This is a genomic window from Pseudomonas sp. C5pp, assembly GCF_000814065.1.
In the GTDB taxonomy this organism is placed as follows: Bacteria; Pseudomonadota; Gammaproteobacteria; order Pseudomonadales; family Pseudomonadaceae; genus Aquipseudomonas; species Aquipseudomonas asiatica.
In genome coordinates, this window is record NZ_JWLN01000059.1 from 1 (window position 1) to 14,144 (window position 14,144).

At 60.0% G+C, this 14,144-nt stretch carries 9 protein-coding genes and 2 rRNA genes; 6 read left to right on the forward strand and 5 right to left on the reverse strand.

The genetic code is table 11. The annotated features are described in order from the left end of the window. A partial coding sequence (locus tag RR51_RS27540) for a retention module-containing protein (protein ID WP_082044779.1) occupies positions 1-1,068 on the reverse strand: 1,068 nt, incomplete at its 3' end. A 985-nt stretch (positions 1,069-2,053) separates the two neighbouring features. On the opposite strand from RR51_RS27540, the gene RR51_RS27545 reads away from it, so the two are divergent. Both RR51_RS27545 and RR51_RS27550 read left to right on the forward strand, forming a co-directional pair. Continuing rightward, positions 2,054-4,210, forward strand: coding sequence for a type I secretion system permease/ATPase (locus RR51_RS27545; RefSeq protein WP_039615366.1), 2,157 nt, complete (start codon positions 2,054-2,056; stop codon positions 4,208-4,210). Continuing rightward, positions 4,200-5,576: an HlyD family type I secretion periplasmic adaptor subunit gene (locus tag RR51_RS27550; RefSeq protein ID WP_015268515.1), complete on the forward strand. Its 1,377-nt coding sequence runs from the start codon at positions 4,200-4,202 to the stop codon at positions 5,574-5,576. Before RR51_RS27545 ends, RR51_RS27550 begins: the two co-directional genes overlap by 11 nt. Before the next feature lie 154 nt (positions 5,577-5,730). Here RR51_RS27550 and lapD read toward each other — a convergent pair whose 3' ends face one another. Beyond that, the gene (lapD, locus tag RR51_RS27555; protein ID WP_039615367.1) at positions 5,731-7,677 is read right to left on the reverse strand and encodes a cyclic di-GMP receptor LapD; all 1,947 of its coding nucleotides are present in this window, start codon (positions 7,675-7,677) and stop codon (positions 5,731-5,733) included. A 10-nt stretch (positions 7,678-7,687) separates the two neighbouring features. Next, positions 7,688-8,449, reverse strand: coding sequence for a cysteine protease LapG (gene lapG, locus RR51_RS27560; protein ID WP_177328690.1), 762 nt, complete (start codon positions 8,447-8,449; stop codon positions 7,688-7,690). A gap of 205 nt (positions 8,450-8,654) precedes the next feature. Between lapG and RR51_RS27565 the strand changes: the two genes are divergently transcribed. From RR51_RS27565 to RR51_RS27580, 4 genes are all read left to right on the forward strand, one after another. Then, positions 8,655-9,344: a GntR family transcriptional regulator gene (locus tag RR51_RS27565; protein WP_039615368.1), complete on the forward strand. Its 690-nt coding sequence runs from the start codon at positions 8,655-8,657 to the stop codon at positions 9,342-9,344. Positions 9,345-9,451: 107 nt separating this feature from the next. After that, positions 9,452-9,955 (forward strand): sigma-70 family RNA polymerase sigma factor, encoded by a 504-nt coding sequence (locus RR51_RS27570; RefSeq protein ID WP_015268511.1) that lies wholly within the window; start codon positions 9,452-9,454, stop codon positions 9,953-9,955. Between the two features lie 4 nt (positions 9,956-9,959). Then, complete coding sequence (locus tag RR51_RS27575) at positions 9,960-10,916, forward strand: FecR family protein (RefSeq protein ID WP_039615369.1); 957 nt, start codon at positions 9,960-9,962, stop codon at positions 10,914-10,916. Positions 10,917-11,162: 246 nt separating this feature from the next. After that, the gene (locus RR51_RS27580; protein ID WP_052261136.1) at positions 11,163-13,628 is read left to right on the forward strand and encodes a TonB-dependent siderophore receptor; all 2,466 of its coding nucleotides are present in this window, start codon (positions 11,163-11,165) and stop codon (positions 13,626-13,628) included. 90 nt (positions 13,629-13,718) lie between these two features. Here RR51_RS27580 and rrf (RR51_RS27585) read toward each other — a convergent pair. Then, a 5S ribosomal RNA gene (gene rrf, locus RR51_RS27585) occupies positions 13,719-13,834 on the reverse strand. A 109-nt stretch (positions 13,835-13,943) separates the two neighbouring features. Beyond that, a 5S ribosomal RNA gene (gene rrf, locus RR51_RS27590) occupies positions 13,944-14,059 on the reverse strand. Positions 14,060-14,144: the final 85 nt, after the last annotated feature.

The window sequence follows — 14,144 nt, forward strand, 5'->3', positions numbered from 1 at the left end:
CGCACCGGTAATCGTGGTGCTGACAGTCGAGCCGTTGTTATAGACGTCGTTGGCCGGGGTTTCGAAGTCAACGCTGCCCTGGGTCTTGCCAGCTTCAACGGTGATGGTCTGGCCGTTGGACAGGGTCACAGTTACCGGAGTCTGGGCCGGGTTGCTCAGGGTCACGGTGTAGGTGATCACCCCGCCTTCGGTGACGCTTGGCGAAGCGGTCAGGGTCGCGGTGGTGGTGTCGACGGTATCGGTAACCTGAGTAACCGCTGGTGTTTGCGGCACAGTCACTATCAGCCCGCCGCCCCCGGTGGAGCCCGTTACGGTCGCCGAAATCTGGCCGCCGTCGATATACGGGGTATCGTTCGCGGGGACCACGACGTTTACACTCCCAGTGGTCTGCCCGGCCGGAATGACAATCACGGCACCGTTGGACAGGGTGACCACCAGGTTTGTGGTCGGCGCCTGGCCAACCGTAGCGGTATAAACGATTACGCCACCCGCTTCACTGATGGAAGAGGTAGCGCCCAGAACCAGGTCGGTAGCAACATTGGTATCGGTCGTCGGAGTAGTCACCTGGTTGTTGCTGGTGGTATCCAGCTGGCCAACCTCTTCGCCATCGAGCACGGCAGCAAAGCCCAGCCCATCAGTCGGAAAGCCGACGGTAGGGTCGACCCGGCCTGCGGTTTCTTCGAGCATGACAAAGCTGTGGCCACCCCCAAGTGCACCACCACCGCCCGCCGACGACGGGCCAGCCGCAGTTGCTTCAAGCTCGGTAGTCGGGTCGACACCGGCGGCGATCGCCTGTTGCAGCTCTTCCACTGACGGCGCGGCCTGCGCGGTAGCCTGACTCAGGTCGGTGCTGCTGTCAGGCGCATCAGCGCTCCACTGGCTGTCTCGACCCAGGTCAAGCAAACGGCCGTCGGCCAGCTCCAAAGTAACTGCACCGCCTGGGCCGGTGAGCACTTCTTCACCAGCCAGCAGGCGGTCCCCTTCGATCAGAACACGCCGAATGCCCTCTGGGGATACCGCAATAACCTGGCCAACAAGACTTTTGACGATGGCTACAACGCTGCTCATTGGACTCTCCGTGTGACCCGATAGGTACTTCCCTGCCAGAGCGGCACTCGCAGACCACTTCAGGCGGAAATATGTTGATGATCTTTCGACGCTTACCGGCGTCAATATTCCGTCTATGACTTATTGGAATTGATTAAATGCCAAACTATTGACCTGCATTCTGCCATCCTAAACAATCGCCAATGTAATGTCACATTGATATTCGCATATTAACCATGTGGCTTCTGGGGACAAGTGTCATACATCACCTAAAGGCAGGCAACGCGACATATCAGAGCATCTTTCTCGGCGCTTAGGTGATGGTATCGGATGGGTCAGGACACCCTTTCATCGGCAATTGTCAAAATTCGAGCGTCAATTTACAAGTCACCTTCAGCTCGCTCAAATAATAGCTTTGTCAGAAGCACAAACCTTGCCTAAAGGGGGCCCGACGGTGACTGGAGGCCGCGCAGAACCTGGGCCTTGTGACAGTTCGCGGCTCTCGGTAGCTAGTACAGTTGCACAATAAGGGTGCCAATTTGCCGCAGATCAAAGAGATAGCGAACCACAGCGTAAATACTGCCAGCCCTAATACGGAAAGCGTCACCGTTTGTATAGACCAGGCATGTCAGAGAACGCTTTTCTAATAGATGAATTTTGCCTAATTAGTCGCGCAAGTTCGTCAACAAATCAGCGCCTGTTTCTTGACAATGGTGCAGAGCGATACCGCAACACTTCTGTCGGCAGCTGGATGGCAGACTATGCTGAAAACTGATTCGACCTGGATGCTGACTGGATCAAAAATGAAACATCCACCACCCAGCACCGTCTGCCAGGAATGAAGACTGCAGAACTGTTTACTCAATACCGATTCAAGGCGACCATTAGCCGGTTGCCCAAGCGCCAGGGTGCCGTAGCCTCATGACCACTGCCTGGCAGCACGGGTGAGCCAGCCTGAACGGCGGCACACCCACCCCACCCACCACAAGGATGAAGAGAGCGCCGCGTGGAATCCGAAGTCAGTCGAGTCCAACTCAGCCACGATCCACGCAGTCAGCATGACGATCCCTTGCTGGATAGTCTGTTGAGCCTGTGTGTCCTGCACCAGAAACCTGCAAGCCGGGTCATGCTGACCACCGGCCTGCCGTTGCCGGCCCAGCGCCTGAGCCCCGAGTTGCTACCCCGCGCTGCCGCCAGGGCCGGTCTGCAGGGGCGCCTGCTGCAGCGTAAGCTGGAGCAGATCCCGAGCATCGCCATGCCAGCCATGCTGCTGCTCAAGGAAGGCCGCAGCGCCGTCCTGCTGGGCTGGGAGAACGAAGACACTGCGCGCCTGCTGCTCAGCGAGAGCGATGGCGGCGAGGTGCATGTCAGCCGCGAAGCCCTGCAGAGCGATTACAGTGGTCGGGTATTCTTTGCCCAGCCGCAACACAAGTTCGACGTCAACCACGGCAACCTCATCCCCCGGGCGAAGTCGTGGTTCCGCGATACCTTGCTGCGCAGCAAGTGGCTGTATATCGACGCCATCGCCGCCAGCCTGGTGATCAACCTGATCGCCCTGGCCGCGCCACTGTTCGTGATGAACGTATATGACCGGGTGGTACCCAACCAGGCCACCTCGACCCTCTGGGTACTGGCCGTCGGCATCGCCGGCGCCTACATCTTCGACCTGATCCTCAAGGGCCTGCGCGGCTTGTGCCTGGACCTGGCTGGCAAAAAGACCGACCTGATCATTTCGGCAACGCTGTTCGAACGTATCGTCGGCATGTCGATGAAGTACCGCCCTGCGAGGGTCGGCAGCTTTGCCCAGAACATTCATGAGTTCCAGGGCCTGCGTGACTTCCTCGCTTCGCTGACCTTGACCAGCCTGATCGACCTGCCGTTCACCGTCCTTATTCTGATTGTCATCGCCATCATTGGCGGGCACCTGGTGTGGATCCCGATCATCGCCTTCCCACTGGCCTTGGGCATCGGCTACGCACTGCAACGGCCACTGATGGCGACCATGGAACGGACCATGGCCCTGGCTTCGGAGCGCCAGTCCAGCCTGATCGAGACCCTTGCCGGCCTGGATGCGGTAAAGGTCAACAACGCCGAAAGCGAACGCCAGTACATGTGGGAGCAGACCCTCGGTACCCTCAGCCGCCTGGAACTGCGGGTGAAAGTGCTGTCGAGCCTGGCGATGAACATCACCCTGCTGATCCAGCAACTGGCAGGCGTGGCAATGATCTGCGTCGGCGTATACCTGATCATCGACGGCAACCTGAGCATGGGCGGCCTGGTAGCCTGCTACATGCTCAGCGGCCGCGCCCTCGGGCCGCTGGGCCAGCTCAACGGCCTGCTCGCCCGCTATCAGCAAGCCAAGGTGACCATGGTCTCCACCGACCACATGATGGAACTACCGCAAGAGCGCAACTTCGAAGAACGCCCGCTGAGCCGCAAGGTGCTGCAGGGCAGCGTCGAGTTCCGCGGGGTCGATTTCACCTATCCGAACCAACAGAACCAGGCCCTGAAGAACATCAACCTCACCATCCGCCCCGGCGAGAAGGTGGGCATTATCGGCCGCAGTGGCTCGGGCAAGAGCTCGTTGGCCAAGCTCATCGTCGGCCTGTACGAAGCCGACGGCGGCTCGCTGCTGGTCGACGGCGTGGACATTCGCCAGATCGACGTCAGCGAACTGCGCCACAACATCGGCTACGTGCCGCAAGACATTCAGCTGCTGGCCGGTACCCTGCGCGATAACCTGGTCAGCGGGGCCCGCTACATCGAGGATGAGTTGATCCTGCAGGCTGCTGAACTGGCAGGCGTACATGAATTCGCCCGGTTGCACCCGGACGGCTACGAGCTGCAGGTGGGTGAGCGCGGGCAGAACCTGTCCGGCGGCCAGCGACAGAACGTCGCCCTGGGCCGTGCGCTGTTGCTCAACCCGCAGATCCTGCTGCTGGACGAACCGACCAGCGCCATGGACAACACCGGCGAAGAACGCCTCAAGCAGCGGCTGCAGGCGGTAGTGGAAGGCAAGACGATGCTGCTGGTCACTCACCGTGCCTCGCTGCTGTCACTGGTGGACCGACTGATCGTGATCGATCGCGGGCAGATTGTCGCCGACGGCCCGAAAGCCGCGGTCATGGATGCGCTGAAGAAGGGGCAGATCAGTGTTGCATAAGCTGGATGTAGGGCAATTCAAGGAAGGCCTGCGGCGCTATTTCAAAGGGTCCGATTCACTGGGCGGGCAGCCGCTGCCAGAGGTCAACAAGGCCCTGATCGAGGATGCGCCGCGAGTCGTGCGGCTGACCATCTGGGGCGTGATCCTGTTCTTCGTATTCCTGATCGTGTGGGCCAGCGTCGCGCCCATCGACGAAGTTACGCGGGGTGAAGGCAAGGCCATTCCGTCGTCCAAGGTGCAGAAGATTCAGAACCTGGAGGGGGGCATCGTCGCCGAGATCTTCGCCAAGGAAGGGCAGATCGTCGAAGTGGGCCAGCCATTGCTGCGCCTGGATGAAACCCGATTCGCCTCCAATGTGGGTGAAACCGAGGCCGACCGCCTGGCCATGGCTTTGCGCGTCGAGCGCCTGAGTGCCGAAGTGGGCGACACCCCGTTGAAGATCGATGAGGAACTGCGCAAGGCCGCGCCAAGCCAGGCAGCAAGCGAAGAGTCGCTGTACCAGAGCCGGCGCCAGCAACTGCAGGACGAGATTGGTGGCTTGCAGCAACAACTGGTCCAGCGCCAGCAGGAACTGCGCGAGTTCAGTTCAAAGCGCGCCCAGTATGCCAACAGCCTGGAACTGTTGCGTAAAGAGATCAGCATGTCCGAGCCACTGGTGGCAACCGGCGCAATCTCGCAGGTTGAAGTGCTGCGCCTGCGTCGTGCCGAGGTGGAGAACCGCGGTCAGCTGGACTCCACAGCGCTGGCTATCCCGCGTGCCGAGGCGGCCATTCGCGAGGTGCAAAGCAAGATCGAAGAGACCCGTGGCAAATTCCGCAGCGAAGCGCTGACCCAGCTGAACGAAGCGCGCACAGAGCTGAACAAAGCCACGGCGACCAGCAAGGCGCTGGATGATCGCGTGCACCGCACCATGGTTACTTCGCCGGTACGCGGTATCGTCAAGCAACTGCTGGTGAATACCATTGGCGGGGTGATCCAGCCGGGCAGCGATATCATAGAAATCGTGCCGCTGGACGACTCACTGGTCATCGAGGCGAAGATCCTGCCCAAGGACATCGCCTTCCTGCACCCTGGTCAGGAAGCGACGGTCAAGTTCACGGCCTATGACTACACCATCTACGGTGGGCTGAAGGCCAAGCTGGAGCAGATCGGTGCCGACACCATCACCGATGAAGACAAGAAGACCACCTATTACCTGATCAAGCTGCGCACCGACCGCAGCCACCTGGGCACTGACGAGAAGCCGCTGCTGATCATTCCGGGGATGGTGGCGACGGTCGATATCATGACTGGCAAGAAGACCATCATGAGCTACCTGCTCAAGCCGATCATGAAGGCGCGTTCGGAGGCGTTGCGCGAGCGTTGACCGCCATTCCTACCGTGTTCGCTGTAGGAGCGGCCTTGTGTCGCGAAAGGGCTGCACAGCAGCCCCAGCGATTTATGCATCTTTGCTGAAATCCTGGGGCCGTTGTGCGGCCCTTTCGCGACACAAGGCCGCTCCTACAAGGGACCGCATACCCTCAGCGCCAGGGGGCAGGCTCACCAACCAACTGCCCCTGAATCCCGCCTACACCCATCTCCCGCAACACCAACCGCTCACCTTCCGTCTCGACCCGCTCGGCAATCAGCGGCAGGTCGATACTGTGTGCGGCACGCTGGACCGCTTCGATGAACAGCCGCTTGTGCTGCTCTTGGTCAATGTTGCGGATGTAGCTGCCATCGATCTTCAGGTATGCCAGGCCCAGGTGCGCCAGGTTGCCGATCATGCTGAAACGCCCACCAAAGCGTTGCAGCGCCAAGCCGAAGCCAAGCGCGTGCAGGCGCCGGGTGAGTTGTTCCAGAACCGCCTGCTCAGGCAACTGTTCCTCGCCAATTTCGAAAACCAGCCGCGTGCCAAGCGCCGTGTTCTGGCCCAGAAGCTCGAAGACACGCTGGAGGGCCTTGGGGTCGGCCAGGGTGGCGGCGGACAGGTTCAGCGCCAACACCTGTTCATGCCCTCGAAGGTGCGCCAGCACCTTCTCCAACACCAGCACATCAAGCCGCGGCATCCAGCCGAAGCGCTCCAGCCAGGGCAGGAAGCGGCCTGCCGGCAGCGCCTCGCCCTGGCCATCCTGCAAACGCGAAATCACCTTGTGGTGCAGTACCCGTTGTACAGAAGCGCAATCTACGACTGGCTGGAAGAACAGTTCGAATTGCCCATTATTGAATGCCTGGTCCAGCCGCTCATGCCAGACATGCTGACTATCCGCAGCAACTGCGGCCACACCTTGTTCAAGGCATACCCAACCCGGTGTTGGCTGGTTCTCGGCGCGTGCCAGCGCCTCGTCGGCAAGCTTCAGCAATGCCTGTGGTGAATCACCGGGGCTGAACGGCGCCAGGCCGATACAGGCCACCGGGTCTACATCACTAGCGCCTGTTTCGTGCAGGCTGTGCAGCGTTGCTTCCAAGGCCTGGGCAAGCTGTACCGCCTCTTCATGCACCATGCCCGGCGCCAACACGGCGAACTCGCCCCCGCGGCTGCGGGAAATCAGGTCGTTGGTTTCCGGGTAGCTGGCACAGGTGCGACGCAACTGCTCACCCACAGCCTGGAGCAACTGGTCGGTACGCTGGCCGCCAAGACGGGCGTTCAACCCCGCCAGCCCCTGGACCCGCAGCAACAGCAGGTAGCCGGCGCGCGCTTCTTCCAGGTTGCTCACCCGGGTGTTCAACTGCATCTCGAAATAACGCCGGTTGGAGAGCCCGGTCAGGCTGTCCTGGTAGGACTCGGCACGCAGCCGCTCACTGCGCTCGGCCTGCTCGGTGAACAGTGCCTTGAGCTTCTCGACCATCTGGTTCATCGCCTGCACTACCCGACGCAGCTCCGGTGTGCGCGGCAACTCAGGCAGGCTGAGGAATTCGCGGCGGGCAATGGCGTGGGACTGCTCGACCATGTAATCCAGCGGCCGTAACTGGCGACGCAGGAGCAAGGCGCCGAGTACGGCGCTGGCCGCGCCACACAGCAGCAGCCAACCCAGGCTGCCCAGGGCGCTTTGCCAGAGCTTGGCAATGGCGAACATCGGGTGGCTGATCACCTCAACACGCGCAGCCTGCTGCCAGCCACGGCTGACGATGGCGTCGCCGCCGGCAGCTTCCAGGCCGATCAGGCCCACGAACCAGCGCGGTACACCGCCGGGGTCCGGCTCGGCGTGGCGCTCTACCAGCACGGCATTGGAGCCTAGGTCGACAACCTTGATGCTTGAGTAGTAACCACTGTCGAAGATCGAACTGACCATCAGCTCGACCATCGCCGGATCATCGATACTCGGCGTCAGCGACAGCGCCAGCGCTGTCGCCGCATCCTGGGCGTGCGAGCGCAACTGGTTGACGTACTGGCTGCGCGAGCTTTCCAGGCTGACCATGAAACTGCCACTGAAGGCGACCACCAGGAACAGGCAAATGGCCAACAGCAATTGTTTGAACAGTGACATCTGTGCTCCTTCAGTAAACCGGCTCGGCCGGGAACCCTTCGGCCTGCATTTTCTTCAGCAAATCCTGCCAGCGTGACAGCCGCTTGGTATCGCCGACCTTCTTGTTGCCTGCGGCGCTCGTCAGCCACAAACCCTCACCATTGAAGGCGTACACCGGCAGCAGGTCGGTACGCTGGCTTGCCGGCTTGATGGCATCCATTAGGCTGTCGAGTACCAATGGTTGAGCCTGTGGGCTTGAATAATAGGTCAGGACCATGTGCGCCCGGTTCTGCCGCAGCGCCTTTACGTAGGTAATGCGCAGCTTTTCACTGGGAATACCCATGCGCCGCAGGCTGAAATACTTGGCGATGGCGTAGTCCTCGCAGTCTCCTGCACCCTTGATCAGCGCCTGCACCGGCGTGGCCCAATAGTCGACCTCGTGCCACAGGTCGATGTCCTCTACATAGCGCAATTGCTGGTTGAAGAAGCGGTTGACCACCTGCAATCGCTCAAGCTCCGTACCCTGCTTCTGCGTAGCCATCAGGCTCTGCCAGGCATCGATACGGCCCTGCCCGGCGCCCAAGGGGCCATACAGGGCCTGCGACTTGCGGCTGATCTGGGAAAAGTCCCAATCCGCGTGCAGCCCACCCAGCAGCAGGCTGCCCAGCAGCGCAGCAAGGCCGACACGTTGCACAACGGTTTTGAGCATCCAGGATATCGCCACTGCCAAGCCCTGTTCAGGCCAGTCGAAAGCAGCGATGGTGCGGCCTGCAACGGCAAAAGACAATGGCATCCTGCGATCATGCACCCGCCGGTCAGTCGACCTACACTTTCTGGTTATAACCTTGTGTGGGCTGCTTCCTTTGCCCTTCGACTTCATCCACCATAGCCGCGCTTTTGGGGGCGCCTGCTCCATTAGGTATACAGGTTTGACACCCCCAAGAGCTGTTACTAGCTTCATTGGATCCAACTTTAGTCATCGTTGAGGCAGACGTCGCGTGGCCGAGAAAATCAAATTGAGCAATGTGCTGGCCAGCGAGCAGCTGTTGCCGCACCAGGCCCGTGGCGTGATCGAAGAACGCCTGCGTAGTGCCATTCTTGATGGCCGTTTGCCCCCTGGTACTGCCATCCGCCAACAAGAGCTCGCTACCTTGTTCGGTGTAAGCCGCATGCCTGTTCGCGAAGCCCTGCGCCAGCTCGAAGCGCAATCACTGCTGAAAGTGGAAATGCACAAGGGCGCGGTTGTTGCGCCGCTGATCGGCGAGGATGCGGTGGACACCTATGCCCTGCGCGTGCTGCTTGAGACCGAGGCACTGCGCCAGTCCATTCCGCTGCTCGATGCCAACGACATCGCCAGTGCCCGCGGGTATATCCAGCAACTGGAAAACGAAACCCGTCACGCCGAAATCGGCCGCCTCAATCGACTGTTCCACATGTCGCTGTACAGCAAGGCGCCGAACAAGAAGCTGCTGCGCCTGATCGAGGACGAATTGAACGAGGAAGAGCGCTTCCTGCGGTTTCATCTTTCGTCCATGGGCCTGGGCAAGCTCACACAGGACGATCACAACGCACTGGCGGATGCGGCTGGCGACAAGCTGGTGGATGAAGCAGTAACGGTGCTGGAACGGCACCTGAATAAAGCATCGCGGGTAATCCGCAAGTACCTGGATACACAACGGAGCCGCTAGCGAGCAGTGACTGCATCAAGGTGCGGTCGAATAGGTTGCAAATTGATCTGCCCTTGTCAACAATGAGACTAATTATCATTCATGTCCATTGGTGGCAGCGCCCTCCCATGCCCAGCAACGATTCCGTGCAAACGCTCTACAGTGACCACCACGGTTGGTTGCATGCCTGGCTACGCAGCAAGCTGGGCAACGCCGCCGATGCCGCAGACCTGGCTCAGGACACCTTCGTACGCCTGTTGCAACGTCGCGAACATCTGCAACTGAACACACCCCGGGCTTTCCTGAGAACGGTTGCGCGTGGGCTCGTGATCGACCACTGGCGGCGCGAGGAACTGCACAGGGCCTATCTCGAGGCGCTGGCACAGTTGCCGGAAGCGCAGGCCCCTTCGGCCGAAACCCGTGAGCTGCTGCTGGAATTGCTGGAGCGCATCGCGCGCATGCTCGAAGGCCTCAAGCCCAAAGTACGTCGTGCATTCCTGCTTGCCCAATGCGAGGGGCTGAAGCACCAGGCGATCGCCGACCAGATGGGGATCTCGGTGCGTACCGTGGAGCGCTATATCGCCGACGCGCTCTACCATTGCTACTTGCTGCGCTACGCCGACGAGTGTTGACGCAATGACCGCTTCACAGCCCGGCGCTACAGCAGTCAAGCAGGCCATCCAGTTGATGCTGAGGCTGCGCGAGAGCGGGCATGCCCCTGCCCTGCAACAAGAGTGCAGGCAATGGCGCACTGCCCACCACGAACACGAGCAGGCTTGGCAACGAGTAATTCACCTGCATCAGGACCTCGACCTGCGTGCCATACCCGGTGCCGGGCTGGCTTTGCAAACCCTGGAGACCAGCCAGCGCCGCCTGCATCGTCGGCAGGCGCTGAAACTGCTTGGCGGCGTTGCCATGGTAGGGACGGCGGCATGGCTGGGAAAAGACCTCGATGCGGTCAACGCCTGGACATCAGACTACGCCACCGGCACGGGCGAACGACGCAGCTTTGCGCTTCCCGATGGCTCGCAGATGCAACTCAACACTCGCAGTACCGTCGACCTGGCCTTCAATGACCAGCAGCGCCTGGTCCGCCTGAAGCAGGGGGAATTGATGATTGCCTGCAACCCGCAGCGTTCCTTGCTTGTAGAAACTCGTGACGCGTTACTGGAAGGGTTCGAAGGACGCTTTGTGGCGCGTCAGGACAGCGACTGCACGCAGGTCAGTGTCAGCCATGGCAGGGTGGCGATACACCGGCCTGACAATGGCCAGCTGCAATGGATCGAAAGCGGCCAGAACTGGCGCCTGGATGCGCTAGGCACACACCAGCTCGAGCAGGTGGACATGGATGCGATGGCCTGGACAGAAGGCCTGATCGTCACCCGGAACATGCGCCTGTTCGACTTCCTCTCTCAGGTCAGCCGTTATCGCCATGGTTACCTGGGCTGCAACGACGATATTGCCGATTTGCGCCTGTCGGGTGTATTCCGCCTCGAAGACCCGGAGCAACTGCTGCAACTGCTGCCACGGACGCTGCCCGTGCGGCTTCGCCAACGTACACGCTGGTGGGTTCGCGTGGAGGGGCTGGCCTGATCTGACGGGGGCTATTGCGTTCAGGGCTGCTATGCAGCCCATCGCCGGCAAGCCAGCTCCCACAGGGATCGCACAAGGCCTGAGGGCTATGCGATCCCTGTGGGAGCTGGCTTGCCGGCGATGGGGCGCGTAGCGACCCCAACAACTTTTTTGACGGGTTTTGAATGCCGGTCCGGCTAGGACAGTAAGCGACACCTCCTGCCCTCTCACTTCAACGGACCCCTCATGCCTACCGCTCCCGCGCATATGCGCACATTTAACGCGAATGATTTTCGACCTGTCTTGCACTCAGTATATTTACGCAAAGCAGTCCGGGCTGCCCTGTTTGGCACCTCCTTGGGCCTGACAGCCGTTACACCACTGTCCATAGCGGCGGAAACGGCCCAGGTAAGCCACCACTACGCGATCCCGGCCGGCCAGTTGGATGATGTGCTCAACCAGTTCGCCCGCCAGGCTGGCATCACCCTGTCGAGCACACCCCAGCTCACCCAAGGCTTGCAGTCGAATGGCCTGCAGGGGCAGTACTCTACCGATCAGGCACTGCGCCAGTTGCTAAATGGCAGCGGCCTGGGAGCCGTTAACCAGAACGGCCGCAGCTACGTGCTGCAGGTACAACCCCAAGGCGCTGCATTGTCATTGCCAGACACCGATGTCCGTAGCTTCACACTTGGCAATGCATTGGGCAGCATGGAGGGTTACAACGCTACCCACAGTCAGGTGGCGACCAAGACCAGCATGCCGCTGGTAGAGACATCACAATCGGTCTCGGTGGTTACCCGACAGCAGATGGACGACCAAGGCTCACAAACGGTTGCCCAAGCCATGCGCTACACACCTGGGGTACTGACCAACCCCTACGGGGCGACCCATCGTTATGACTATGTGGCCATGCGTGGCTTCAACGACGGCTCGGTAGACAACATCTACGTCGACGGGCTCAAGTCGATGGGAGACAACGGCACCTACAGCACCATGCAGGTGGACCCGTACTTCCTGGAGCGCATCGATATCCTCAAGGGACCGTCTTCGGTACTGTATGGCCGTAGCTCGCCAGGAGGCCTGGTGGCACTGACCACCAAGAAGCCGCTGTTCACCCCCTACCATCAAGTCCAGGCCACCCTCGGTACCCAAGGCCAGCGCGGCATGGGTTTCGATTTCAGCGGCCCCGTGGATGACGACAAGCGTATCGCTTATCGCCTGACAGGCCTGGCGGATGCTTCCGACACGCAGTTCGACCACAACAAGGAAGAACGCTACGCCATCGCGCCGGCCGTCAGCATCGACTTCAGCGAAGACACTTCGCTGACCCTGCAGGCCTACCTGCAACATGACCCTAACGGCGGCTATCACGGCGGTAACCCCGCAGATGGCATGCTGCACAAGCGCAACGGCTTGCGCCTTTCGGACCATTTGTTCGAAGGCGAGCCGGGTATCGACAACTACGAGCGTACCCAACAGTCCTTCAGCTATCAGTTCGAGCATCGCTTCAACGATGTGTTCACGGCACGCCAGAACTTCCGCTATCAGGATTCCGACGTGTCGATGGACCAGGTGTATTCCGCCGGCTGGGCGGATGCCGACAGCAATATCCTCAACCGCGCCTATACCGGCGGCGACGAACGCCTGCATTCGTACATCATCGACAACATGCTGCAGGTGGAATTCTTCACCGGGGCCGCCAAACACACCTTGCTGCTGGGCACCGACTACCAGCGACGCAAGGCTGACGTGGCCTGGCGTTATGGCACAGTCGATCCGTTGGATGCAGGCAACCCGAAGTACGGCAACGGAAACCTTCAGGTGCTGGGCGAGAACCGCTACCAGCGGCGCTTGCAGCAAACGGGCGTTTACCTGCAGGACCTGGTGGAGCTGGACCAATGGCGCTTCTCGTTGGGGCTGCGCCAGGACTGGGTGAAGGTGTCCGAGGAGAATCGCGACAGCAACACAAAGGTCAGTGACCAGCGCTCCAGGTTCACTACCCGCGCAGGAGTGCTCTACCTGTTCGAGAACGGCATTGCGCCCTATTTCAGCTACTCGGAGTCGTTCAACCCCAATACCGTGTCCGACCAGGAAGGACGCCCTCTGGCACCGACCGAAGGCACTCAATGGGAGGCTGGCATCAAGTATCAGCCGCCGGGTAGCGACAATCTGTTCACCGCATCGGTGTTCCGCATCGAGCAAGAGAACCTGGCCTCGAAGCAGCCTGACGAGGACTTCTATCGCCCTGTAGGGCAAGTTCGCTCACAAGGGCTTGAACTGGAGGCCCATGTGCAACTGACCGACAGCTTGAAGCTGCTGGGCGGCTATACCTTTACCGATATCGAGTACGCAAAGTCGATGCCCAGCCTGGTGTCCGGCAACCTGGATAACAAGGGCAATTCGCCAACCCAGGCACCGAAACAGATGTTCTCGCTTTGGGCTGACTACAACTTCCACCAGGGGGCCCTGGATGGCCTGCGCTTGGGTGGTGGGGTGCGGTATGTGGGGTACAGCTGGGTGGATGCGGAAAACAGTATGAAGGTGCCCTCCTATACCCTGTTCGACGCCTCGATCGGCTATGACCTAGGCAAGGTCGGGCTGCGGGGGATGGATGTGCGTTTGAACGCCAACAACCTTACCAATGAAAGCTACATCACTTCGTGTGCCAGCTTGAACTACTGCTACATGGGTGAAGAGCGCAATGTCAGTGCCACGGTCAGCTATCAGTTCTGACCTGATTGCGACGCACACAAGCCCTGGGTTTTTTCGGCCCTGAAAGACAAAGCCCCTGTCTGCATCGCAGACAGGGGCTTTGGATTTGAATCTTGACGATGACCTACTCTCACATGGGGAAGCCCCACACTACCATCGGCGATGCATCGTTTCACTGCTGAGTTCGGGATGGGATCAGGTGGTTCCAATGCTCTATGGTCGTCAAGAAATTCTGTGTGCTGGCCCGTCCCTCGGACGTACCTGCGAATCTCTGTAGTTCCTACTTAAAGACAAAACCCCTACCTGCATGTGCAGATAGGGGTTTTGCGAAATGAATCTTGACGATGACCTACTCTCACATGGGGAAACCCCACACTACCATCGGCGATGCATCGTTTCACTGCTGAGTTCGGGATGGGATCAGGTGGTTCCAATGCTCTATGGTCGTCAAGAAATTCTGTTGCCAGAATGTCCAGATGGACAGCCCAGCGAATTCGGATATGCGATATTTGTGATGTTGCGAACTTTCGGTTGCTT